Annotated in this window: 20 protein-coding genes; 17 read left to right on the forward strand and 3 right to left on the reverse strand. The window is 45.8% G+C overall.

Translation table 11 applies throughout. From position 1 onward, the window contains the following. Positions 1 to 145: 145 nt before the first annotated feature. From HNR65_RS17475 to HNR65_RS17525, 11 genes are all read left to right on the forward strand, one after another. Positions 146 to 628, forward strand: a complete 483-nt coding sequence (locus tag HNR65_RS17475) for an ATP-binding protein (RefSeq protein ID WP_232364832.1) — start codon at positions 146 to 148, stop codon at positions 626 to 628. Positions 629 to 737: 109 nt separating this feature from the next. Further along, on the forward strand, positions 738 to 1,121 hold the full coding sequence (locus HNR65_RS17480) for a hypothetical protein (RefSeq protein ID WP_181552822.1): 384 nt from the start codon (positions 738 to 740) through the stop codon (positions 1,119 to 1,121). 23 nt (positions 1,122 to 1,144) lie between these two features. Further along, positions 1,145 to 2,812, forward strand: a complete 1,668-nt coding sequence (locus HNR65_RS17485; RefSeq protein WP_181552823.1) for a hypothetical protein — start codon at positions 1,145 to 1,147, stop codon at positions 2,810 to 2,812. A 98-nt stretch (positions 2,813 to 2,910) separates the two neighbouring features. Further along, positions 2,911 to 3,468: a class I SAM-dependent methyltransferase gene (locus HNR65_RS17490; RefSeq protein WP_181552824.1), complete on the forward strand. Its 558-nt coding sequence runs from the start codon at positions 2,911 to 2,913 to the stop codon at positions 3,466 to 3,468. Between the two features lie 227 nt (positions 3,469 to 3,695). Continuing rightward, positions 3,696 to 5,003 carry a GTPase-associated system all-helical protein GASH gene (locus tag HNR65_RS17495; RefSeq protein ID WP_181552825.1) on the forward strand — a complete coding sequence of 436 codons (1,308 nt, stop codon included), beginning with the start codon at positions 3,696 to 3,698 and terminating at the stop codon, positions 5,001 to 5,003. Between the two features lie 8 nt (positions 5,004 to 5,011). Beyond that, positions 5,012 to 5,995, forward strand: a complete 984-nt coding sequence (locus HNR65_RS17500; protein ID WP_181552826.1) for a TRAFAC clade GTPase domain-containing protein — start codon at positions 5,012 to 5,014, stop codon at positions 5,993 to 5,995. After that, positions 5,982 to 6,809 carry a TRAFAC clade GTPase domain-containing protein gene (locus HNR65_RS17505; protein WP_181552827.1) on the forward strand — a complete coding sequence of 276 codons (828 nt, stop codon included), beginning with the start codon at positions 5,982 to 5,984 and terminating at the stop codon, positions 6,807 to 6,809. The genes HNR65_RS17500 and HNR65_RS17505 overlap by 14 nt, the downstream gene beginning before the upstream one ends. After that, complete coding sequence (locus HNR65_RS17510; protein ID WP_220128446.1) at positions 6,806 to 9,298, forward strand: GAP1-N1 domain-containing protein; 2,493 nt, start codon at positions 6,806 to 6,808, stop codon at positions 9,296 to 9,298. Before HNR65_RS17505 ends, HNR65_RS17510 begins: the two co-directional genes overlap by 4 nt. Beyond that, the gene (locus tag HNR65_RS17515; RefSeq protein WP_181552829.1) at positions 9,295 to 10,323 is read left to right on the forward strand and encodes a phosphorylase family protein; all 1,029 of its coding nucleotides are present in this window, start codon (positions 9,295 to 9,297) and stop codon (positions 10,321 to 10,323) included. The genes HNR65_RS17510 and HNR65_RS17515 overlap by 4 nt, the downstream gene beginning before the upstream one ends. Positions 10,324 to 10,407: 84 nt before the next feature. Continuing rightward, on the forward strand, positions 10,408 to 10,665 hold the full coding sequence (locus HNR65_RS18325; RefSeq protein ID WP_181552830.1) for a hypothetical protein: 258 nt from the start codon (positions 10,408 to 10,410) through the stop codon (positions 10,663 to 10,665). Between the two features lie 36 nt (positions 10,666 to 10,701). Beyond that, the gene (locus tag HNR65_RS17525) at positions 10,702 to 11,565 is read left to right on the forward strand and encodes a UvrD-helicase domain-containing protein (protein ID WP_181552831.1); all 864 of its coding nucleotides are present in this window, start codon (positions 10,702 to 10,704) and stop codon (positions 11,563 to 11,565) included. A 136-nt stretch (positions 11,566 to 11,701) separates the two neighbouring features. Here the strand turns inward: HNR65_RS17525 and istB are convergent, their stop codons facing one another. Beyond that, positions 11,702 to 12,439: an IS21-like element helper ATPase IstB gene (istB, locus tag HNR65_RS17530; protein ID WP_181552832.1), complete on the reverse strand. Its 738-nt coding sequence runs from the start codon at positions 12,437 to 12,439 to the stop codon at positions 11,702 to 11,704. Between the two features lie 234 nt (positions 12,440 to 12,673). Further along, positions 12,674 to 14,194 (reverse strand): IS21 family transposase, encoded by a 1,521-nt coding sequence (gene istA, locus HNR65_RS17535; protein ID WP_181552833.1) that lies wholly within the window; start codon positions 14,192 to 14,194, stop codon positions 12,674 to 12,676. Positions 14,195 to 14,446: 252 nt separating this feature from the next. Between istA and HNR65_RS17540 the strand changes: the two genes are divergently transcribed. The 5 genes from HNR65_RS17540 to HNR65_RS17560 all read left to right on the forward strand — a co-directional run bounded on the left by HNR65_RS17540 (position 14,447) and on the right by HNR65_RS17560 (position 19,756). Next, the gene (locus HNR65_RS17540; RefSeq protein ID WP_181552834.1) at positions 14,447 to 15,487 is read left to right on the forward strand and encodes a 3'-5' exonuclease; all 1,041 of its coding nucleotides are present in this window, start codon (positions 14,447 to 14,449) and stop codon (positions 15,485 to 15,487) included. A 351-nt stretch (positions 15,488 to 15,838) separates the two neighbouring features. Beyond that, entirely contained in the window at positions 15,839 to 16,255 is a 417-nt protein-coding gene (locus HNR65_RS17545; RefSeq protein WP_232364833.1) for a helix-turn-helix domain-containing protein, read from the forward strand. Continuing rightward, positions 16,245 to 17,504, forward strand: coding sequence for a type II toxin-antitoxin system HipA family toxin (locus HNR65_RS17550; protein ID WP_181552835.1), 1,260 nt, complete (start codon positions 16,245 to 16,247; stop codon positions 17,502 to 17,504). The genes HNR65_RS17545 and HNR65_RS17550 overlap by 11 nt, the downstream gene beginning before the upstream one ends. 234 nt (positions 17,505 to 17,738) lie before the next feature. Continuing rightward, a complete protein-coding gene (locus HNR65_RS17555; protein WP_181552836.1) occupies positions 17,739 to 18,101 on the forward strand; it encodes a carboxymuconolactone decarboxylase family protein in 363 nt (120 codons plus the stop codon). A gap of 176 nt (positions 18,102 to 18,277) precedes the next feature. Next, a complete protein-coding gene (locus tag HNR65_RS17560; protein ID WP_181552837.1) occupies positions 18,278 to 19,756 on the forward strand; it encodes a rhomboid family intramembrane serine protease in 1,479 nt (492 codons plus the stop codon). 95 nt (positions 19,757 to 19,851) lie between these two features. Here HNR65_RS17560 and HNR65_RS17565 read toward each other — a convergent pair whose 3' ends face one another. Beyond that, positions 19,852 to 21,297 (reverse strand): tetratricopeptide repeat protein, encoded by a 1,446-nt coding sequence (locus HNR65_RS17565; RefSeq protein WP_181552838.1) that lies wholly within the window; start codon positions 21,295 to 21,297, stop codon positions 19,852 to 19,854. Between the two features lie 140 nt (positions 21,298 to 21,437). Between HNR65_RS17565 and HNR65_RS17570 the strand changes: the two genes are divergently transcribed. Further along, positions 21,438 to 21,755, forward strand: coding sequence for a hypothetical protein (locus HNR65_RS17570; RefSeq protein ID WP_181552839.1), 318 nt, complete (start codon positions 21,438 to 21,440; stop codon positions 21,753 to 21,755). The last annotated feature ends 486 nt before the right edge of the window (positions 21,756 to 22,241 follow it).

Below are 22,241 nucleotides of genomic sequence, written 5' to 3' on the forward strand. Positions count from 1 at the left end.
GGCTCTATCCGGTTCCATTGTTCATTTGTTATGTCCATCTTGATTATATTGCATAATCAAGTTCTTATGTCTAGTTTTTTTGAGATGAGTTGTAGTCAATGCTTTAATACACCGTGACTACTCAATATCTGATGACATTCAAATCTTGATTTTCAATAACAGAATTGAGGTGTTAAGCCCCGGACGTCTACCCGGATATGTAACTGTTGAAAATATCTTGGATGCACGTTATTCGAGAAACTCTAAAATTGTCAGAACTCTCAACAGATATAAAGAAGCACCAAACAAGGATCTAGGAGAGGGGCTTAATACTACTTTCCAGAAGATGAAAGAATGGGGGTTGAAAGACCCAGAAATTTTTGAAGACAAAAATTATGTCAAGGTTGTTTTGCCACACATACCTCTTGCTGCGCCAACAGAGGCAATCTTAGAATTCCTTAAAACAAACGAAAGAATAACCAATTTTCAGGCTAGAGATATTACTGGAATTAAGTCTGAAAATTTAGTCAAAATCGAATTTTACAAGCTGAGAGATGCTGGTTTGCTTGAGATGGTTCCTGGGTTAAAAGGTCCAAAATCTGCCTGGCAGCTTACGAATCGTGGAAAAAAAGAAATAAATAAACAGTAAAAGTGCGAACCAATCATTCCAGCGGATCGCCTACGGCGCCCGCTGAATTTAATCATTATGTGTAAAGAGAACCAGGCGAAGATTAATTAAACTGAAGAAAGCAAAAGCTATGGAAAGATTAAAACAAATCACATCATTAGCATCCTTAGCTGTATTTAGAGAGCTATACAACAGCCAGACAGATATATATGCAATAATAAGTAGATTTTTAAATGAAATTATATCAACAAATGGCAAATACAATTTTACATTAACAGAAATCACAAATCTACTTAATGATTCATTTGGTTTCACTATTCCAGAAGCAGTTGTAAGCACATCACTCGGAAGGCTAGACCATATCACAAAAGAACGAGATATATTTTCAGTCGATAAAGAATTTGAAAGAACAAGTAATGATGTATCGTCACTTAAAGATATGTCTTTACAAAAAAGTAGCGATATTGTTGACGGGTTAATTAACTATATCGAAAAAAAAAAGACATATGTATAGAAGAAAAAGAAAAAGAATGTATTGTGCAATCATTTTTCTCATTCTTAATGGATTGGGCTAACAGTGAAGATTATTCTGAATACATAAGTGGTTATATTATAGAAAACAACAAGTTTGAAACTTTCAGAAACGACTTAGCAAAAATCAGAGAAGGTGTAATTTTATACTCAGGTTTGACCCATAATCCAAACTTGAATGAAATAGGCTCTTGGAAATCTGAACTTAATATATTTTTAGATACAGAAATGCTTTATCATTTCGCTGGATATAATGGAATACTTTTTAAGTCAAATTTTGATGATTTCTTTAATTTGGTAACAGAAATTAATCAAAAATCGAAAAAGAAACTAATTCGATTAAGGTATTTTTCTGAAGTAAAAGATCGGATTGAACGTTTTTTTACAAAAGCTGAGTACATTGTAAGAGGTCAAGGCGCGCCTGACCCAAGAACAACCGCAATGCTGACTGTAATTGAAGGTTGCAAAAACTCCAGTGATGTAAATGAAAAGAAAACTGAGTTTTACGAGTTCCTAAAAAGAAATGGAATCACAGAGGAATCTGGTCCCACAGTTTCCGATGAAGATAACTTTAAGTACAACATAATTGACTTAGAAACCATCAAAGATTTGTCAGATGAGTTTGGTCAAGATATTTCAGAAAACATTTCTGCTCTAAACTACATCAGTATTTTACGTAAAGAAAATAATCAGAAAAATTTTTACAATATTCCATATATCCTTTTAACAGGCAACTCAACCACGGCAAAAGTTGCATGGCATGCAAAAGTCAAAGATGAAGGTACTGTCCCTTTGGCAACAAACCTTTATTGGATAACAAACAAATTTTGGTTCAAACTTAATAAAGGTTTTGGGGAAAATGCTTTTCCGAATTCACTGAGCATTATTACGAAAGCCCAAACGAATTTATCCTCTATTCTCAACGAGTCAGTTGGTGCAAAATTTGATGAACTGAATACTCAATTCAAAAATGGTGAACTTACTGAAGAGCAAGCAAAAGCGAGACTTGTTAACTTGAGAAGTCAAGCCAGGAAACCTGAAGAAATAAAGCAGGATGAAATCAAATCAATTTTAAGCACTATCTCAGAAGACAGTATCGAAAGATTCATGCGAGAGCAGGAGATCTCAAAAAAGCAGGCAGAAATGCACTGCCAAGAAAACACTGAACTCAAAGCTGAGATTGAGAGGAAAAAAGCAGAAATTAAACAAACAGAAATGAAAAAAAATAAGGCAGAGCAACAAGCCTTGAGTACTTCTCTAAATTCTTATGAAATGCTTTTGGCTGAGAAAAAAGAATCTAACGATACTCTAAGAAAAAATAAGGAATTTTATGATAGAATTGTCAACAAAAAAATTAATACCCATAAAGGAATAATCGCACTTGTTGTAGTAGGTTATTACATAGTTACATTCGGACTTATTTATAAGTATTCATGGAATGTAATGGAGCAATTCACATATATAATTAATGGTGCAATGCCTATAGTATTGTTTTTTCTGTACTCTTTAATTTTCGAAAAAAAACCGAATATTTTAGAGTATATCCCTGCCAAAAAAGAAAAGATACGAAGTTTAGTCTATTCAGATTTCAATTTTGAGGTTGAAAAGCTTGAAACTTTGCCGCTTGAAATTGCAGATCTTGAAAAAAAGATAAATGACATAAAAAGCACATAACCATTTCCTCGTGCTGACGCGGGGTCGCAGTTTCTTTTTGCAGGCACCGGGGCCGCGCAGCACAGGTCAACGTTAGCCCATATAAGGAAAAAAATGAAATGAGTGATAGATGTAATCGTGTATGCCCGGTTGAAAGAGCGGGTAGTCTTGATAATAGAATTCGGAGGTGGTTCCAAAATCCTCAGAAAATACTAGGACCATATATAAAAGAGGGAATGACAGTTCTTGAGGTGGGATGTGGCCCAGGCTTTTTCTCGGTTGCTATGGCTCTCATGGCTGGCAAATCGGGGCAGGTGATTGCTTGCGACTTACAGGAAGGGATGCTTCAAAAGGTAAGAGAGAAGATAGACGGTACAGAACTTGAGGCGCGAATCAAACTGCACAAATGCGAAGAGGGTAAAATAGGGGTATCAGATCACGTTGATTTTGTTTTATTGTTTTATGTGGTCCACGAGATTCAAAACAAGGAAGGGCTTTTTGATGAGATAAGGTCAATACTAAAACCAAATGGACAAGTCCTCATAGTGGAGCCTCCATTTCATGTTTCAAAATCAGCGTTTGAAGAGACTATCAAAAAAGCCAGAGAAGTCGGGTTGATCGATACTGATGGACCGAACATGCTTTTTCACAAGACAGTGATATTGGAAAAGGGCTAACAATCACAAGCACTCGGACAGCAAAAAGCGCCGCTCCTCGTTCCTCGTCGCTCTGCATTTTGCTGCCGGTGATGTGAAGCGTTATGCTCAAAGAAAAATGAAACTCATAAATATCTCAAGTATTCAAGATTTTTCTATAAGAGACATAATTATTCGAACAAATGTTAAAAATACATAATAAACTTTAATGTCCTATGTATTGGACAAGAAAAAAGGAACAATTTTAAATGACTGAATCAATACTTCAAACTTACCTTAACGAACAGCACATCAAAACTGATGTCCAAGAAAACATTGATAGCCTGAAGAAGGCCGTGCAAGAAGTTAAAAAATACCTAACAAGAAGAAAGGTAAAGTCCGATACCATCCCCTATTGCCTAGTGGCGCTCGACCCAAAGGTAAAAGACAGCGACCCGGTGGTGCAGCAGGTGGAAACGATCATCATCAAAAAGTGGACTGCTTTTAAGAACAGTGTGACTGCCACCAAAGATAAATCCACCACCTACGTGCGGGCAGTGATTCTGGAATCGCTGAGCCAACTGTCAAAAGACGATGCGGCTACGGCAGCTCTTGTCTGGCTGACAGCCCGAGATGTGATTAGGCATTATCAGCTTGATTCGGAGGAGAGTGTGATCAGTGGGTTTTTACAGGAGTTGGCCGACCGAACGGAGGAAAATGGACAGGCGGCATGGGGAATCAGTCACAAAATTCAGGCTAATACATTTAAAGGAGCTGAGATTTCCATTTCGGGGGTGAAAGCGGCTCAATTAGATGAAGAAGTTCTAAAGAACCACTTACTTGATGCGATGGTTCACTCTGGGTGGAAAGATAGTGCTGGAGGAGGGGCAAACCCTCATCATCAAGGTCAAAATAACTGGAAGTGGCCAAAATATATGGCCGAACAGTCAGCTGAAGGAATTGCTGCAGTTGTAAATTCAGCATTAACACAACAAACCAAATCCCTTTCCTCCATATCACCCTCCATACAAAAGGGACTGGACGCTTATTTAGCCGAACTTCAGTCGTTTTTCGAAGACATGAATACTTCTATCGCCAACAGCATCACCGCCAACAACAAGCGCAGCGAGCTCCTCTGGTGGAAGCAATCGTTATATTCTCGTATGCTGAACACCAGTTACCGCAGCCTTGACCAATTGAGCGCGGCCGTTGGCATGGCGCTCGACCTGGCCCAACAGGTAGAGGCTATTTATCCGGAAAGTGTGGATTACCTACTGCGGGAAACGCTTAAAGACGTGCACGGAGATCAGGCAGCCGAAGAACTCCCACTCACAGACTGGTTAAAGGATAGCCTTAGCCTGCATGAGAACATTCAATCAGCATTGAAAGAATATGCTGAACAAGGAGAACAACGCAAACCCTTGCTTAACGCATGGGCCAATGTCGTGCAGTCGGGTGAGACCACCGATTTTTTAACAGAAACGGGTATTGACAAAAAAGCCAAACTGCCGTTATCCGATCTGGCGGTGTGGTTGTTTCACGGGTTGCAAGCCCAGAAACTGGTAACCGCTAAATGAGGTAATATATGGTAAAGCGAAGATGTAGCAAAGAAGGTTGCCATGCACCTGATGACTTCTGTCTTGAATTAGCTGGCCCGCTGCACGAGCAATGTCCGTTTTTCGAAAAAGCAGGAGCTGCAGAAGCACTGGCCAAAACTGCGAAAAGGTCAGCTGCGACTACGTCCATTCCTTGGACGGGAGAATGGTTGCGGCCCGAACAGCTCGATCTTCTGACACACCGGGGTACGCCCAGAATCATCGGTTTGGTAGGAGCGTCCGGGGCGGGAAAAACCACCTATCTCGCCATGCTGTACTCGCTGCTGTTCAACGGAAAGCGCATCGAAAACTGGGATTTTGCCGGTAGCTATACGCTGAACGGGTGGGAATTGCAGGCCAAAACATTGCAGGTGCAGGAAGACGGCACGGTACGAAACCCTAATGCCACGCCTTCCGACAAGGATTTTTACAGCCTCTACCACTTGGCGATGCGCCACGATGGTTTTTTACACGACATTTTGTTTGCTGACTCATCAGGCGAAGTATTTTCAAAATGGGCGGATAACGTGAACGATCCTGCTGCTGAAAATGCCCGCTGGATCTATGACAATGCCCATGCATTCCTGTTGTTTGTTGATTGCGAGGCAATTATCGAGCAGCGGGGCAGGGCGAGACGTGACATCGTTCAATTAGCCGAACAGTTAAAAAGCGGCCTTCGAGGTAGGCCGGTGGTGATCGTATGGGCGAAAGCCGATCTGGCCGACCAGATGCGTGAAAACATTGTGGAGGCCATCAAACGAAGCCTGTCCGAAACCTTTCCCGGAGCCGTATCACTGGAGATCAGCAATTATTCGAAATCCGACTCCGACCAGCTTTGTCACATCAATAATGTAGGTGTGGCAAAAACGGTGCTCAACCTACTGGCCAACCCGCAGCCACTGCGCATCGCACCTGTATCTATTCAAACAGATGATTTTTTCTTTTTATACCGAGGCAGCTATGGCAACAAATAACGAAATATTGATCATCGGACCGCCCAGATCGGGGAAAACCACCTTTCTGGCCCAATTATATGGTCGCCTAATGGATAAAAAAGGAAAGCTGCAATTGGCTTCCGCACCTGAAAACATCGATGGCATCAAAAGCGCCTACGATCGATTGGCTGAAGGGAAAGAAACGGAATCAACTCCTTCTACCGATAACCTGGAGGTAAAAATACCGGTCATACATGAAGGGCAGGAATTTGTGTTACATTGCAAAGATTATGGCGGGGAGCAGGTACGCGACCTCGTTGCAATGATGGAATACGACAAAACGTGGATTGATCGGGCGAAAACAAACGACCGATGGATCCTCTTCATTCGCCCATCAGAAATTGAACACCGCTTCGATTTAAGCAAGAAGGGTTATGCTGTAAAAGACCCGAAAGAAACGAATTCCCCAATCTACGGTACTTCCGATCAATCCCAATTCATCGAGCTAGTGCAAGTGCTGCTGCACGCACGCGGCACAGGCATGAAAGACCTCATCGATACCCCGCCATTGCTCATTGCATTAACCTGCTGGGACGAGCTCAATACCGATTCGACACCGGAAGAAATTTTGCAGCAGAAATTGCCGCTGTTCACCCAGTTCATTGCAGCCAACTGGTTGCCAGGAGCCGTCGAGATCATTGGAGTATCCGCACAGGAATTCCCTCTGAAGACTGATGAGGCCCGCGACAAATATCTAGACGAGATGCCTCAAAATTTAGGCTATCTGGTACTGGACGACAGTCCGAAGGAAAAAGACCTGACCCGTCTTATCGAAAAAGCCCTGAGTCTATGATAGTTATCCACCAGGCCATATACGGAGAAGTGCAGGGAAAAACCTCCGGGTACGATATGATAGCTGCTTCCGATGCAAAAAACGAGCTGTTTAGAAGGGTAAGCGGCTACACTGATTTGGCCGACCGACCTGAAGAAGGGATTTTGTCCGGCCCTGTGGTGCGCGGTTTTTTTGCCGAAGATCATTTTCTGCTAATTAAAACATTTCCTGATAAGAGTCCAGGGCTACGTTCCGGACGGGTGTTTTCGCACACCCTTTTTATCCCAAAAGCTGACTTGCACCGAGTGCGCAACCTCAGTAACCTGTTTCAATATCACCTGCCCGGCATTCAAAAAGAAGCGAAAATGACCCCACTGGAGTACCAATCCCAGGAAGCTATGATGACAACAGGAGCAGTGGATGGAAGGGAAGCTGCCGCCACCAATGCCTTGCTGCAAAACCAGCGATTTGTTTGGTTGGGGAAGGAAGGCTTCTGGGAATGGGTGGCCCGAATCTGGCCCAAGTTACCGGCCAAAGTAAAGCACATGCTAAAAATCGGAGCGGCATTCGGCCCCTCTTATGTTAAAAACGAATATGTCAGCCTACTTTACATTCCCGAATACGCTAAAACCCTGTGGGAACGGCATTCCTTTCGTGTAATCGCTAAGGGTGAATCGCAGACACTGTTATCCTCAGCCGCAAACTGGCTGGTAGGAGATGCTAAAAAGGCAGCTCCCTTTGAAACCTTGCTCGATGATTTTGCCCCGAAAATTGACTCTATAGAAACGCTCAACCGGCTTGAGGATTATGGTAAAGCCTACCACCACCTCGACAAGGACCCTAGGCTTAACCACTTGTTGGTATTGGCCAATTTTATTTCGCAGATTAGTCCCAATGAAAGGCTTGGCATCAAAGGCAAAAACAGGCTGATGACTGCTATTCTTCAAGCCATTCCCAATGCACCGGTAAATATGTTCATGGTTCTCATATACCAAAGCTGGAAAGGATTCCCGGATGCAATAACTTCCGCTTCGGATGCACTGCGTGACTGGCTCACCAACCATCTTCTTAAAGGAAAACAAGCGAAAGAGTGCGGTGTTGTGCTGGCAAAAGCACTGGAAGCTGAAACGAAAAACTGGTGGGTCAGGACGGTTTTGGGCTATGCAAATAACCGGCTGAAAAAACGACAACCTAGCGATGCCCCCATTTTGTGGCAATGGATGAAAAAAGAACCTACGTTGATTGCCCAACACACTTCCTGGTTGCCGGATGATGCTGAAAACGAGCTGACCCAAAAAATCCCAAAACTGGAAACAGCAGTTGCCGAAGAAGTTCTGCACATGGCCGAACAAAAGGGTTGGCTTGTGCTACACGCGAAAGTGGCTGTGCAGCGTTATTCTGCTGAAAAGGCCATCGAAGCTCAGTTGCGTATCGACACTGATCAAGATCATACTATAGCACTCCAAGCTCTGTCCGGAAGCATCAACGGCAGTTCTTTTGTGCCCGTAGCAGCCTGTCACACCGATGCCCGCTTGCACCGCATCGCAGGAAAACTGATTACCGAAAACAGCAAGTTACTGAAAGGCATCGACATTGCAAGCGAAGGTTGGCAACAGTGCTGGAAAGCAGCCATTGAACAAGGCAGTGAAGTGTGGTCGGGCATTTCCAACCCACAGCACACCCTGTTCGAAATTCTCGATCACCTGCTGGCTGGAAATGCGTTTAGCGGAACTCTGCTAAATGCCATAAGCATTGGAAAGTATAGCAGCCTGAAAGACTATCCCCACCGGGTGTCCATCTGGCCAGAGCTTCCCGAGAAAGCACGTTCTGGATTCATTACCGCAACGCTTCTAGAGCTGATTGAGGAGCTCGCCAGCGGCAAATTAAGCTACAATGACCTCGAAGCTGAGTTGAAAAACGGATTGCAATCCCAGAAAGTGCAACAGCATGTTATCAGCAGTAAAACCATTCCGCTAACCAAGAAGCTACAGCTATTCAATGTACTGCCCGGATTGGGAGAAAATCACGCAGAGCAGTTGATACAGAACCATCACTTTTCACCAGCAGAGGCGGAAGAATTTGGTCGGCTTGTTTCTAATAACAGATGGAAAAAGGTAGTTGAGGATCTGTACAATAATCGCTTTCATAGAAAGGACTTGGTACCAGCCTTATTGCAATGTATCCACTTACTCGGGTTTTTTCGACGGTTAGGTCTTTCGGTTACTGGATTGAAGTCTGATGCGATTACGCATGATGAATGGTGGGAGGCATTTCGTTCCAAAGCGGTGGAGCTTTATCCTTTAGGACCAACTCAAAATGGGTTGTGGACGAACGCAGGTGGGAAATTAGAAGAACTCGCCCATCAAGGTGTTTCAGGAAAGCAAAGCTGGACGTCCGCCATAAATCATATTCGAAAGGGTGGTTCGCCATCGGTAAAAAAATTAATAAAAGAGATGCAGAAAGAATTTCACGGAGATTCCACATTAACACAACTTATTCAATCACTATGAAGAAACCCATCATTATTCTTACCGCGCTGGAAGTGGAACGTCGCGCTATCGAGCAGCATTTAAAAAACATAGAGCCGGTAGTACACCCTGCAACCGGCACCGACTATACCAAAGGCACCTACCTCTTCACCGGTGAAACCCTTGAAGTGATCGTTGTCCGTACCGATCAAACCAATGTGAATGCCGCAATCGAAACTGAACGCGCTATCGCCCATTTTGATCCCGAATACATTTTTTTTGCAGGTGTGGCCGGGGGATTGAAGGATGTAAACGTCGGTGACATTGTAATCGGACGGGACGTTTACGGTTACGAGCGCGGAAAGGCCGAAGAAAACAATATTAAACCCCGGCCACAATTTGGTGCTTCCACATATGCCCTGGAACAGTTGGCCGGTCAGTATGCAAAAAGCGAAGCCTGGAAACAAACAACTGAGAAGCTACTGAACCCGGAATTTGTTTCCGTCATCAGCACTTATACCGGCACCATTGCTTCCGGTGAAAAGGTAGATACTTCCATTGATTCAGACCTTCATCAATTCCTTAAACAAAACGCCAGCCATGCTCTTGCCATCGAAATGGAAGGCCTCGGCTTTCTGGAAGTCTGTCGCATGCGGCCCTTGATTAAAACCCTGCTGCTTCGCGGAATTTCCGATCTTGTGGACGATAAAGGGCAAATGGACGGTAAAGGCTCCCAACTTTACGCATCGGCCAACGTGGCCGCCTTCCTGTTCGGCCTGCTGGAGCAACTAGATTTTTCAGATGCTACAATCGAACGCACCCGAGAGCAAAAGCTAGTTGAAATTATGTGTAAGCTTTATCCAGGAGGATTGCGAGATAATCAAATATGGGTAGCGGCAGGTGGGGATTTATCTTTAATTAATATAGGTCAATCAGGTAAAGGTCAATGGGTCGAAGCTATTAGAACTTTGAAGTTAGGTGGAGGAGGTAATATAAATATCGATAGTTTGATTGAAACTGTTGCGGAAGAGTATGGAGATAATAAAGATGTTAAGGAAATACTGTAGCTTGGAATGAACTAGCCCATTATACACATAGCTTTATCATTTGCCTCCACAGAAGTGGCCCCAGAAAATTGAACAAGCTGTTAAGTGGAAAATCTGCTACCACTAATGCCCATGAAAGGGGATAGACAAGGACAGAACCATGGCAAAGAGGACGAGAAGAAAACATTCGGCAACCTTCAAGGCGAAGGTGCACTGGCAGCAATGGCAGGGGGAAAAACGCTGGTTGCACTGGCTCAGCAATTTGAAGTTCATCCCATCCAGATCACGAACTGTAGAAAAAACAGGGAACGGACCACGATTACAAATTTCTCCAACAAGATAATGCACCGGATAAACCGGTGATCAACGCGTTAAGTTTTAAGTCAACGAAGGATATGTATGATTGAAATCCAAGACCCCTTGCACGCCTATTCTATTTTTCCTGGGCCTATTCTCCTTCTCGCAGGTCCCGGAACTGGGAAGACATATCAAATTGAAAAACGGATATTATTCCTATTCTCAGAAATGAACGCGGATCCAGACGAAATATCAGTAATAACGTTCACAACCGCAGCAGCAATGAGTATGCGTACTCGACTATCAAATAAAAGCAAAGAAGCTGGAGTCGACAAATGTCCCAGTATTATCAATACGATGCATAGTCTTGGTAATTCAATTATTGGAGAATTTCCAGAATTTTTTGGATTACCGAAAGATTATTCAGTTCTCGCCAATCAAGAGTTCAAAAACGTATTGATGCGAGATGCAGCAAGAATCGAAGGATTTGAAACAGACATTTGTACAGCGGTTAAAAATTGTAGAACAAAGGGTAATTGTAAAGAAGATGAATCTGATCTTTGCAACGTTTGCAGGGCATATAGGACGATATTGAGATCGTCTGGCTATGTAGACTATGATGATTTGATATTTTTGGCTTGTAGATTTTTAGCTGAACGGAAAGATTTTGCGACTGAGTTTAGAAAAAAAACCCGGTTTTTGCTTATTGATGAATATCAGGATATTAATGAAGCCCAGTGTGACTTTATAGGGCTACTTTCAGAAGGTCAAGAGGATGGTGTGTTCGCTGTTGGTGATGATGACCAAAGCATTTATTCATTTCGTGGGGGTGATCCAAAATACATTAAAAATTTTGAATCATACTTCGATCAAAATCCTCGTATCGGAAGGCTTTCAGTTAGCTGGAGATGTCCTGAGCATATTGCCATAGGGGCTAGTGCGTATTCCGGTGAAGTCGGCCACTGATTCCGGACGAAGCCGGCCACCTGTTCCGGAGGAAGTCGGCCACCCATTCCGGATGATTCCGGCCACCTGTTCCGGTCCATGTCGGCCACTTTTTCGGAGCAAAGCGACGCTCTTTTTTTCTCACAAATTACCGGGATTAAGTCAACGCTGTTTTTTTCTTCCGCATAGAGCCTCCTTTCAAATCGATTTTATAAGCATTGTGGACCATACGATCGAGTATGGCATCGGCCATTGTCGGATCACCAATGATTTCATGCCAGTGCGACACCGACAACTGGCTGGTAATCACGGTTGACTGCAGTTCATAGCGGTCTTCTATTATCTCAAGAAAGTCTCTCTGCTGCTCCTTGTTTAATTTCGACAGCCCCCAGTCATCGAGGACCAAAAGGTTTGTTTTGGCCAATGTGGACAGCAGTTTGGCGTAGCGCCCATCTCCTTTTGCCAGGGCCAGGTCGGCAAACAGTTTGGGCAAGCGCAGATACAGGGCACTATATCCTTGCCTGCAGGCTTTCTGGGCAAGGGCGCAGGCCAGATACGACTTGCCCACCCCTGTCGGGCCGGTGATAAATACATTATGATGGGCCTTTAGCCATTGACAGGATGCAAGCGACAAAATCAGTCCTTTATCCAGCCCGCGAGGATGATTAAAATCAATGTCTTCAATGCTGGCTGCAAGACGCAGCTTTGCCTTGCGCAGCCGGGTTTTGAGCTGCCTGTCTTCCCGTTCTGTCTTTTCACGGTCCACGATCAGACCAAAGCGCTCTTCAAAAGAAAATTTGCCGATATCGGCCATCTGAAGCTGCTCTTCAAAGGCCTTGCACATACCGTAAAACTTCATCACCTGCAGTTTTTCTATAATCGGATGGGTCAGCATGATAGGCTCCCTTATTTTTTGTCTGTTCAAAATATCGTTCATGACCTATGCTATAAACGCCTCTGCCGGAGGATAGGGCAACGCTGGGGAGCGACCCGAGCGCCGGCCAGGGGCGGCCGAAGTATGGGGGCCGTACCCAAGTGTACGGTCCTTTTCTTCATACTTTGGTCTTTTATGCGCCAAACCCCGGGGGCTTGGGGGCAGCGCCCCCAATTCAGATCAGATCCATACCTTTTACTGGAAGTACTTTTGCCCCCGGATGTTGGCGTGCTCAATGCAGTCCCCTGACGGGTCTTCATCCGGCAAAGGCTTTTGATCCAGGCCATTTTTCAGGATCGACTCAACGCTTTTATAGCTGAGCCCGCCGATGGCGTTGGCTCGTTTGGCAGCTGCTTCCAGACGCTCTTCCCCGTAACTTTTGCCCAGCTGCAATATCCCCAGACAACTTCGGAAGCCCTGCTGGGGATGTATGCGGGATTTCATAACGTTTTGAACCAACTCAGCTGTGCTGGGCCCGATCTGCCTAGCCCATCGCAGCAGGCGCTCAGGGGTCCATTGCAGGTATCTCTGATGACGTTCCGGCATGTGCTGCTTTAATGTGGTATGCCTCCCGGGGCGATCACTTCTGGGATGTGCGGCGATATTTTTGCTTTTATAAAAGCATTCCACCGTGTTGGCCGTAAGCCGGACATCGATCTCTTTTTTGACCATCTGATGGGGTACGCTGTAATAATGCCGATCGATTTCGATGTGATAGTCGATGTTGACCTTGGCTTTTTTCCACCAGGCAAATTCATAGCGATGTACCGGCAGGGGTTTTAGGGCTGGTTTGTCCACAGCTTCAAACACGCTTTTTCTGGTTCCGGGCATTTTCTGGAACGGCTTGTTGTTTAATTCTTCCAGAAGCTTTGCAATGGCACGGTTGAGCTCGGTTAAACTGAAAAACGTGCGGTTGCGAAGCTTTGCCAGGATCCAGCGCTCAACGATCTGAACGCCCACTTCAGCCTTTGCCTTGTCCTTGGGCGCCCGTTTGCGCGCCGGGATCACTGCAGTGTCATAATGATTGGCCATATCCAGATACGTCGGGTTTAGATCCGGCTCATAGCGGCAGGCCCGGGTGACACCGCTTTTGAGATTGTCCGGGATGACCAGTTCCGGAACACCGCCCAAAAACTCAAAAGCCCGGACATGGGAGTCGATCCAGTCAGCAAGTCCCTGGCTCTCTGTTGCTTCGGCATAGGTGTAATTGGATGCGCCCATACAGGCAATAAAGATTTGTACATTCCGGATCATGCCGTCTTTGGGGTTTGTAATCGATACGGTCATGCCGCTGTAGTCGACAAACAGTTTTTCTCCTGCCCGGTGATCCTGGCGCATGGTCACATCGAGCTGGTTGCACCATTGCCGGTACTGATGACAGAACTGGCTGTATTGATAGCCCTGAGGGTTTTGGGCCTTATACTCATGCCACAACAGCATGAGGGTCATGCCCTTGCGCTTGAGTTCTTTGTGGAGATAGGAAAAATCCAGGGGAGGCCGCTGTGGCGTGGGTGCAGTCAATACCTGGTAGAATAGAAGTTTTTCCAGCTGTTGGTCGTCCATATCATCGGCTAAAGGCCATGCAATGCCTGCAGCCCTGGCCCGGCTGACATAATCGCCTACAGTGCTGCGAGCCACACTGGTGCTGTTGGCAATCTGGCGATTGCTGAGCCCGCATTCGAACTTAAGACGTAAAACTTCTCTGATTTTGCGCATGGTTATTCGCTCCGCTGGCATCTGTACCTCCCGGCTCTGGTTAAAGGAAGGCACAACTTACCTTTAAAGATGTTGTTAAACCAGCGAAGCTTTGCTCTGAAAATGACTTATGGCAGGTGGCCGGAATCAATCGGAATCACCGGCCGACTTCCGTCGGAATCGGTGGCCGACTTCGTCCGGAATCGCCGGCCGGATTCATCCGGAATCGGTGGCCGACATCAATCGGAATGGGTGGCCGGAATCATCCGGAATATGCAGGCTAGATCAGTTGTAGAAACATTTTGTCCTGATAGGGCGGAGAAACCACCGCTGACTATTAGTGAGGATATTTCAGGAAATGAAAAGATAATTGTTCATAATCTCCCCTCAGAAATCTATGAATCAAATACCGTGGCTAATATATGCGAATCCGCCGTCAAAAATAATAAATCGGCAATCATTCTAATTCCAAATAAACTTTATTTGCCACATATTAGAGAAACCTTTTTAAGAAGAGGCATTCGTTACGTATATAGAACAGAGCCCTCCAAAGAAGGTTTAACGAGATATGAATACCTAATGCAATGGTATTCGAATCCAAACGACAATGCTATCACAAGATATCTTATCGATTTAATAACAAATAATTACGACGATTTGGTAGGCACGTTGCCATTAAGCGAAAAAGGAAAAAATGACCGCCGAAAAGAATTGTCTGACTATTGGGCGGATCTTTGGCGAGAAGTGAGTGATGGAATAACTTACTATGAAATCTTCACCAAAAGGGCTAAAAGAGTTGACGAACATCCAATTGAAAATGCCATTATGTCTGGTTGTATAGAACCCATTAAAAATCTTATGGACAGCAGCAAAGTGGGCAAAAGAGACAACCTGCCTGAGTTTTTACATCGAACAGGACAGGCCGTTGCTCCCGGTGTGAGTCCAAAAGGATTTTTACGGGAGATCGAAGAATGGCGTATTGACAAAACCATCTCTGCCCTGGGTGGTTCGTTTCTTCCTGTAGAGATATACAGCTTGCAAAGTTCAAAAGGTTTAGAAGCGGACATAGTTTGTGTTATTGGAATGTCTGAGCAAATATTGCCTCAAGGTGGTGATGATATAGAGGAAAAAGCAAGATTATTCTACGTTGCAATGACTCGTGCAAAACAACAATTGCATTTGTTTTCATGCAGAAGCAGGTCTGGTGGAGCTACATTTTCAAAGGCATCGTTTGGACTAAAGCCGTCAAGATATATTGACTCAATACCAGAAAAACACAAAGAAATTAGATACAGGAAACCTGCCAAAAAGTAAAAACTTAACCATGCTCTTGCAGCGGATTGCAAAGAGCCGCACCCTCTGAAGAGCGCCGTTGGGCACGGAAGGAAACAAGACATGACTGACAGCATGATCGCGGCAGTGCTTGGATTCGTTACCTCTCTTATTGCGGTGGTCGTGTCTTACGGAATTCCGGGGACACGATACTTAATTCCATGCAAATTCAGCCGACGCAAAAGCCCGCGCGGCTGATTTGCGCCGTTCGTCCCTAAATTATCAGATAGCTTTTTGTAAACTGTATCCAAAGATTGTTAAAATATGGTCTTTATATAGCTCATAAGAGGATCACATGGTTTACAAGCGGATCAATTTAGACTTGACAAGCTGATGAAAATTCATTATCTGTGGTTCACAGAAAGATCATCAATCTATCTGATGATCCATATGCGGACCAAAGGAAAGATGATGCCAAAATCCATCACACGCACCTACTCACGCTATAGCCGCGATGCGGCTGCCCTGCTCGGAGCGTTGATCCGCGAAGCGCGTAATGAGCGCAAGCTCACTGCTCAGGAATTGGCCGATCGCGCTGGTATTTCTAGAGGACTGCTGCAACGCATCGAAAAAGGAAACCTCAAATGTGAAATCGGAGCCGTGTTCGAAGTGGCAACCATTGTTGGTGTCAAGCTGTTTGATACCGATGAAAGCGCGTTGCCGAAATACCTGCGTCAAACCAAGGAAAAGCTGGCGCTCCTGCCAAAATCTGTTCGCAAGAAATCCAAAGCGGTGCGCGATGACTTCTAAGACAGAGAAAGAAGCCTTTGTCTGGATATGGCTGCCGGGCGAAACTGAGCCTGTCGTAGCCGGGCGGCTTGAAGCGGATAACGGCAATATCCTGTTCAACTATGGTAAAAGCTACCTGGATCGTATCGGTGACAGCAAACCTGCGATTTCAATTTACGAACCCGAATTGCCGCTAAAGGCCGGGGTGCTTCCCTTGCCCGAGGGCTTGACCATACCCGGCTGTATCAGGGATGCCGCGCCTGATGCGTGGGGCCGGCGTGTGATTATCAACAAAAAGTTCGGGCTTAAAGGCGCCGACACTGATACTGCCGAGCTAAATGAACTGACCTACCTACTGGAGTCTGGCTCGGACCGGATCGGCGCGCTTGATTTTCAGCTCTCCCCTACAGAATATGTGCCACGTATAGCAAATAATATCAGTATGGAAGAATTGATTGAATCTGCAGAACGGGTCGAAAAAGGCGAGCCCCTTACACCGGAGTTGGATCAGGCGTTGTTCCATGGCAGCTCTATTGGTGGCGCTCGTCCTAAAGCCGTAATTCAAGACCAGGGCAAAAAATACGTGGCCAAGTTTTCATCCAGCTCCGATCTGTATAGCGTCGTTAAAGCTGAATTCATCGCCATGCGCTTGGCTGAATTGGCCGGGTTGAATGCTGCGCCAGTAAAACAGGCCAAAGCAGCTAACAAAGACATACTGTTGATCGAGCGCTTTGACCGCGTGCCAAAAGGTGACAAGTGGGCACGAAGGGCCATGGTCTCAGCTCTAACTCTATTTCGCTTAGATGACATGATGGCGCGGTACGCCAGCTATGAAACGTTATCTGAGATTATCCGCCACTGTTTTACCGATCCGAAGCATACGCTGCAGGAGCTGTTCTCTCGGCTCGTCTTCAATATTCTGTGTGGCAATACCGACGATCATGCGCGGAATCATGCTGCGTTTTGGGACGGTAAAGTATTGACCCTGACACCTGCGTATGACATTTGTCCGCAAGGCCGCACAGGAAATGAGGCTTCACAGGCCATGCTCATATCTGGCGACAACAATCTGAGCCGACTCAAAACGTGCCTTGAGACCGCTCACAACTTCCTTCTTTCTGAAGAAGAAGCCCGCGAAATATTCGGTAACCTGACTGCTACAATCGAACAGCATTGGGACGCCGTCTGTGAAGAAGCTGAGCTAAATGAAGTAGATAAGAAGCTTCTTTGGAGACGGCAGTTTCTGAATCCCTTTTCAGTTAAGCAATAGGTATTACTTTTGAAAAGCAACGGGGTCTTGATTCTTGACAGAACTGAGTTACATACGAAGTAGCGGTTTTGCCGAACCAATAAATGCACAGGACGCAAAATAACATGCGCCTGTGATTTTCGCGTTATGAGAAGATTTTGTCCTCCGGCAAAACCGACTATTTATGAAAACAAAATGGATGCCGAAAATCCTAAAAATAAGAGATTTAAATTTCAACACCAAGGAGGTAATTAGATGGGACATTCGAGCTTGGCAGAAGAGTATAACCATATAAGCGATAATTTTTGGAAGTTAATCGAATGGCAGAAAGACCAGGGGGAGCTGTACGATTCTCATTATCAGAAGACTTATCAAGACGGAATCTTTGATACCAAGACCAAAAGATTGATGGCAATGTGCGGGGCTATTGTTATGGGTTGCAGAGGGTGTATCCTTGGGCAGACCATAAAAGCAATAGATGAAGGTGCTACAGCTGACGAGATTATGGAGGCTTGCTCGGTTATGCTTTCTTTGGGCGGGACCATGGCTGGATCAAAGATTTCCATTGTAATTGAAATATTAAAAGAAAAGGGATTGATCGAGGGCAATCAAGAATAATTTTGAAATGTTGCTCCGAATGTACATCAATTCTCATAACAAGGCAAATTAACTCGGATGCAAATTCCGCTGCGCTTAATTTACACCGGTTATTTGCAACGTTGGCTTGTTGCTGGTGTTCCTTTTGAATATGTTTGCATATTATCCTCGAATATTGAGCAATTGAGAGCTTTCAAGTGATTATCCCCATTACCGGAAAAATCAGTCTGAAAAACCCGCCGATTATCACCATTTCATTGATCTTGATCAACTGCCTGGTCTTTTTTATTTTTCAGTTCAATGACACGAAAGAGGCTGAAAAAGCCATACACTACTACTACCAGTCCGGATTGGCCGAAATCGAAACCCGGCACTATATTGCCTATGCCGAAGCGGGCGCATTCGACGAGGCCAAACAATATGATATCGAAATCCCGGCCGACCCGGATGCCGCCTTAAACGCCCGGCAAATCAACTACGTGCTCGGTGTCATGCAGACCGATGCCGAGTTCATGGCAGACCTGGAAGCTGAAAAAATCATTTCTCCGGGCGATCCGGAATACGCTGACTGGAAAAAACAAAGGCAGGCATTTAAAGAACAGCTGGCCCGAACCACGACTCATCGGTATGGATTTATCCCGGCAGAGGCCAGTCCGATCACAATGATCACCCACATGTTCTTACACGGCAGCTTCGGCCACCTCTTGGGCAATATGATCTTTTTATGGCTGGTGGGCTGCATCCTGGAAGTCGGATGCGGGAGACATTGGTATACAGCCTGGTATATCATCGGCGGCATCGGGGCGGTGAGCCTCTTCTGGGTGGTCAACGCCGACAGTTCCCAGCCCCTGATCGGGGCATCCGGGGCTATCTCGGGGCTCATGGGCCTGATGACCGTGCTTTACGGGTTCAAGAAAATCAAGGTCTTTTTATCCCTCGGCTTTTACTTCAATTATTTCAAGATGTGGGGCATCCTGCTGCTGCCCGTCTGGATAGGAAAGGAACTGTATTCCTGGGCCATGTACAACGATGTCACCAACGTGGCCTTTATGGCCCATGCCGGGGGTCTTGCGGTCGGGGCGGTTTTGGGCGTGGTCAATTTGCACGTGATCGGACTTTACGATAAGACGGTCTTCGAAGAAGCGCCGGAAGATACGGACAGTCCCTTGTTAGACTGCGCCCTGCAGGCGATCGAGGACATCGATTTCGACAACGCCCGCCGGTACCTAAACGATTTTTTAAATCGCCAGCCTCGTCATGTCGCCGCCCTGACCCACCTGTTTAACATCGAAAAACTCGACCCTGACCATGATCGGTTCCATGACGCTGCCCGGCGCCTTTTGAGCGAACTGGCCAGCCGCCCCGACTCCCATGAAAAGGCCAAAAAAATATACGCCGAATACCAGTCATTGACCGCCAGACCCAAACTGCCCCCTGAGATGTTTTTAAAAATCAGCAGCCTGCTTCTGAGTACAGGCGAAATTGAGACGGCCGAAAAAATGCTTCGGTTCCTGATGAAAAAGCGACCACAATTGGCCGGCCTGGCCCCGGCCCTGCTGCGGCTTGCCACCGCTTTTCGTGAAAACGGTGATACCGAAAAATCAAATGCCTGTGCCGACATGATCCGCACCCGTTTCCCGGCATCCCCGGAAGCCAACATCGTTAGCACATGGTAATGCCTATTATCGGGCATCCAGAGACATTGAAGCATGGAGCCACCAAGAAATCCCCCCTCCCCTTTGCCAAAGCTGCAGGTATAGGGTTGACCTGCCTATACCGCGGCAACCTGTTTTAAAAGATGTTTGGCCTGAGCCATTACGTCATGTTCGGGGTAGCGCTTGATCAGCATATGTAAAACCCGCCGCGCCTTTTCCGGATCGCCGATACGCTCAGTTAAAATCTCGGCGATGCGGAAATAGGCCATGGGAACCAGATTATGTTCCGGGAATGTTTTGACGAAGTGTTTAAAAGTCAAAATCGATTCCCGACTTTTTCCGATGCCGTTTTGCCATCCGGCGATCTTAAACAGGTTGGGGGCCTCGGGGACGAAGTTTTCATCCATCTTCAGGCAGGCCTTATAAACCGCGCAGGCTTTTTCACGGGCGCCTGCCTCGATCAGAAGATTCAAATGCACAGGACCGTGTTGACTCAACTTTTCCGAAGCCTTTTTCATCTCCAGCAAGGAATAATAGCGCTCGGAAAGCTTGACATCCCTAAATCCCTGGACCGCCGCGACCTCTTCAATTTGCTTTATCGCTTCATCGTGCCGCCCCTCTTTTACCATGATGGCCGTATCCGCCAGCGTCTTGTCAACTGGATCGGTAATCGGCTGAACTGCGGCGGCGTTTCCGGCGGTCGGGTCCCTAAAATCCTCATACTTGACTTCGTAACCGATATTTTGATGGTACTGAAGCACTACATATCCCATGAGATGGTAGGAAACCAGGGTGTAGTAATTCTGGGCCAGATTGAAAAGAAATCTGTGACTGAACTCCGGCATCAACGATACGATGTAGCCGCCCAGGTAAAAAGGGGCAAAATACAAAATGGCCAGAAACAAAAACATCACCAGGTACCCCCAGCCGATACGGGCAGCCAGGGAAACGAATACCAATGGATTTATGGCATGTAAGAGCTTTTCGGTCGAGATCAGGACGATGATCATGGCTGGCAAAAGCAAAATCCCGGCCAGCAGGACCAGCAAGGAGCCCAAAGAACCCAGGAGGACACCGGCATAAACCGAGGCGAAAAATCCAATCACAAACAGGGCAATCTGCTTGAAAACCAGCTCAAAATCGGAGCCAACGGTTTTTGAATTAATCGGCGGCGGCCTCAGATCCCCCTTTGCCGTGGTACGGAGCGCTGCAAAAGCGTACTTGAGCATCACAGCCCAAACCACAAATCGAAAAAGCGCCGGCATCAGCCCCTTGCCGGAAAACATCACTGACAAAAGCGCCAGCACCACCATGAGGGATAACGGCTGGATGCTCAGCGGATACTGGAAAAACTTGTGAATCCTTTCCCAGAAGGGCACCATTGTATTGGCTGCACCGATCCACTGGGCCTGCCGGTTACATGACGGGCAGAAATACCAGGTTTCTTTGCCCGAGTAGCCGCCTGTGCGCGGCGATATGCAGGACGGGCAGAAGGCCTTCTGGCAAAATGGGCACAACCAGTGAGCCAGTTTGGTCGGATGATATTGACAATAATAAGGCATGGGACTTCCTTGTACATGGTTTTAACAATGCGTCGATAAAACAAACAGCTGATTCAATTACCACTAATTGCTTCAATCCACAAGCACGTATCGCCAAAAAATAAACTGTGAGTGTGTACTTTGGCGCTCCTGAAGTATTAGTGCAAAATAACGATATTCTTGCTATCGCATGTATACTAATTGGAATTATTCTGTCAATATTTGGACTATATGCAATATCTGGTGCTGGATATATCCGCCCATTGCCATGGATTAAACAGGTTCTTGCAGCAATCAGTTTTCTTTCTATTTTAAGAGGTATTTTGTTTATTCCTGAGCTTATGATTGTTTTAGGTTTTTTGGACGTATCATTGCCTGTGCCCTCACGTTATATCGTATTTTCAATTGGTATATTATTGGTTGGTTTGTTATATTTGGTTGGAACGATTGGTGGATGGCGTTCATTCCCATCAAAATAATGAACCCAACAAAGCAAATTCAGCTGACGTAAAAACCGCGCGGCTGATTTCCGGCGTTATGATAAAGGTCTCATGACAAATTCCTCTGGCATGGCAATTCAGGAGGGGGAAATACATTATGTATAGCCCGTTAAACAGCCTTGCAGTCAACGTAGAAAAGCAGGGTCCCCGGAAACCCGTTAAAGCGAAATTCCCGTTGCGGTATGGGAAATACTCTGAAATAAAAACCCCGGAATATGAATTTATATTTAATTTGAACGGGGAAATCAAATTCATACGGGGGTTAAATACAAACTGGCCTCATCCTGCTGAACAGTTCAAACGAACAGATGGCAATGATTGGGTGTACTATACAGTCGGTGATGACAGCAGTGACAAAGGCATTATTTCCGGGTCATCCGGTAGATGCCGGGATAGACTGAAATTCCCAGATAGTTGATCGAAGACTCAAGCACATCGGTCGGACCGGCGGCGGCCCGAGAATGG

The organism is Desulfosalsimonas propionicica, assembly GCF_013761005.1.
Taxonomy (GTDB): Bacteria; Desulfobacterota; Desulfobacteria; order Desulfobacterales; family Desulfosalsimonadaceae; genus Desulfosalsimonas; species Desulfosalsimonas propionicica.

What these genes read in the sequence shown, in the direction of transcription:
- HNR65_RS17480 (WP_181552822.1), top strand. Translation starts at nt 738, where the DNA reads ATGGAAAGATTAAAACAAATCACATCATTAGCATCCTTAGCTGTATTT.
- HNR65_RS17490 (WP_181552824.1), top strand. Translation starts at nt 2,911, where the DNA reads ATGAGTGATAGATGTAATCGTGTATGCCCGGTTGAAAGAGCGGGTAGT.
- HNR65_RS17495 (WP_181552825.1), top strand. Translation starts at nt 3,696, where the DNA reads ATGACTGAATCAATACTTCAAACTTACCTTAACGAACAGCACATCAAA.
- HNR65_RS17500 (WP_181552826.1), top strand. Translation starts at nt 5,012, where the DNA reads ATGGTAAAGCGAAGATGTAGCAAAGAAGGTTGCCATGCACCTGATGAC.
- HNR65_RS17505 (WP_181552827.1), top strand. Translation starts at nt 5,982, where the DNA reads ATGGCAACAAATAACGAAATATTGATCATCGGACCGCCCAGATCGGGG.
- HNR65_RS17510 (WP_220128446.1), top strand. Translation starts at nt 6,806, where the DNA reads ATGATAGTTATCCACCAGGCCATATACGGAGAAGTGCAGGGAAAAACC.
- HNR65_RS17515 (WP_181552829.1), top strand. Translation starts at nt 9,295, where the DNA reads ATGAAGAAACCCATCATTATTCTTACCGCGCTGGAAGTGGAACGTCGC.
- HNR65_RS17525 (WP_181552831.1), top strand. Translation starts at nt 10,702, where the DNA reads ATGATTGAAATCCAAGACCCCTTGCACGCCTATTCTATTTTTCCTGGG.
- istB (WP_181552832.1), bottom strand. Translation starts at nt 12,439, where the DNA reads ATGCTGACCCATCCGATTATAGAAAAACTGCAGGTGATGAAGTTTTAC.
- istA (WP_181552833.1), bottom strand. Translation starts at nt 14,194, where the DNA reads ATGCGCAAAATCAGAGAAGTTTTACGTCTTAAGTTCGAATGCGGGCTC.
- HNR65_RS17540 (WP_181552834.1), top strand. Translation starts at nt 14,447, where the DNA reads ATGCAGGCTAGATCAGTTGTAGAAACATTTTGTCCTGATAGGGCGGAG.
- HNR65_RS17545 (WP_232364833.1), top strand. Translation starts at nt 15,839, where the DNA reads ATGAAAATTCATTATCTGTGGTTCACAGAAAGATCATCAATCTATCTG.
- HNR65_RS17550 (WP_181552835.1), top strand. Translation starts at nt 16,245, where the DNA reads ATGACTTCTAAGACAGAGAAAGAAGCCTTTGTCTGGATATGGCTGCCG.
- HNR65_RS17555 (WP_181552836.1), top strand. Translation starts at nt 17,739, where the DNA reads ATGGGACATTCGAGCTTGGCAGAAGAGTATAACCATATAAGCGATAAT.
- HNR65_RS17565 (WP_181552838.1), bottom strand. Translation starts at nt 21,297, where the DNA reads ATGCCTTATTATTGTCAATATCATCCGACCAAACTGGCTCACTGGTTG.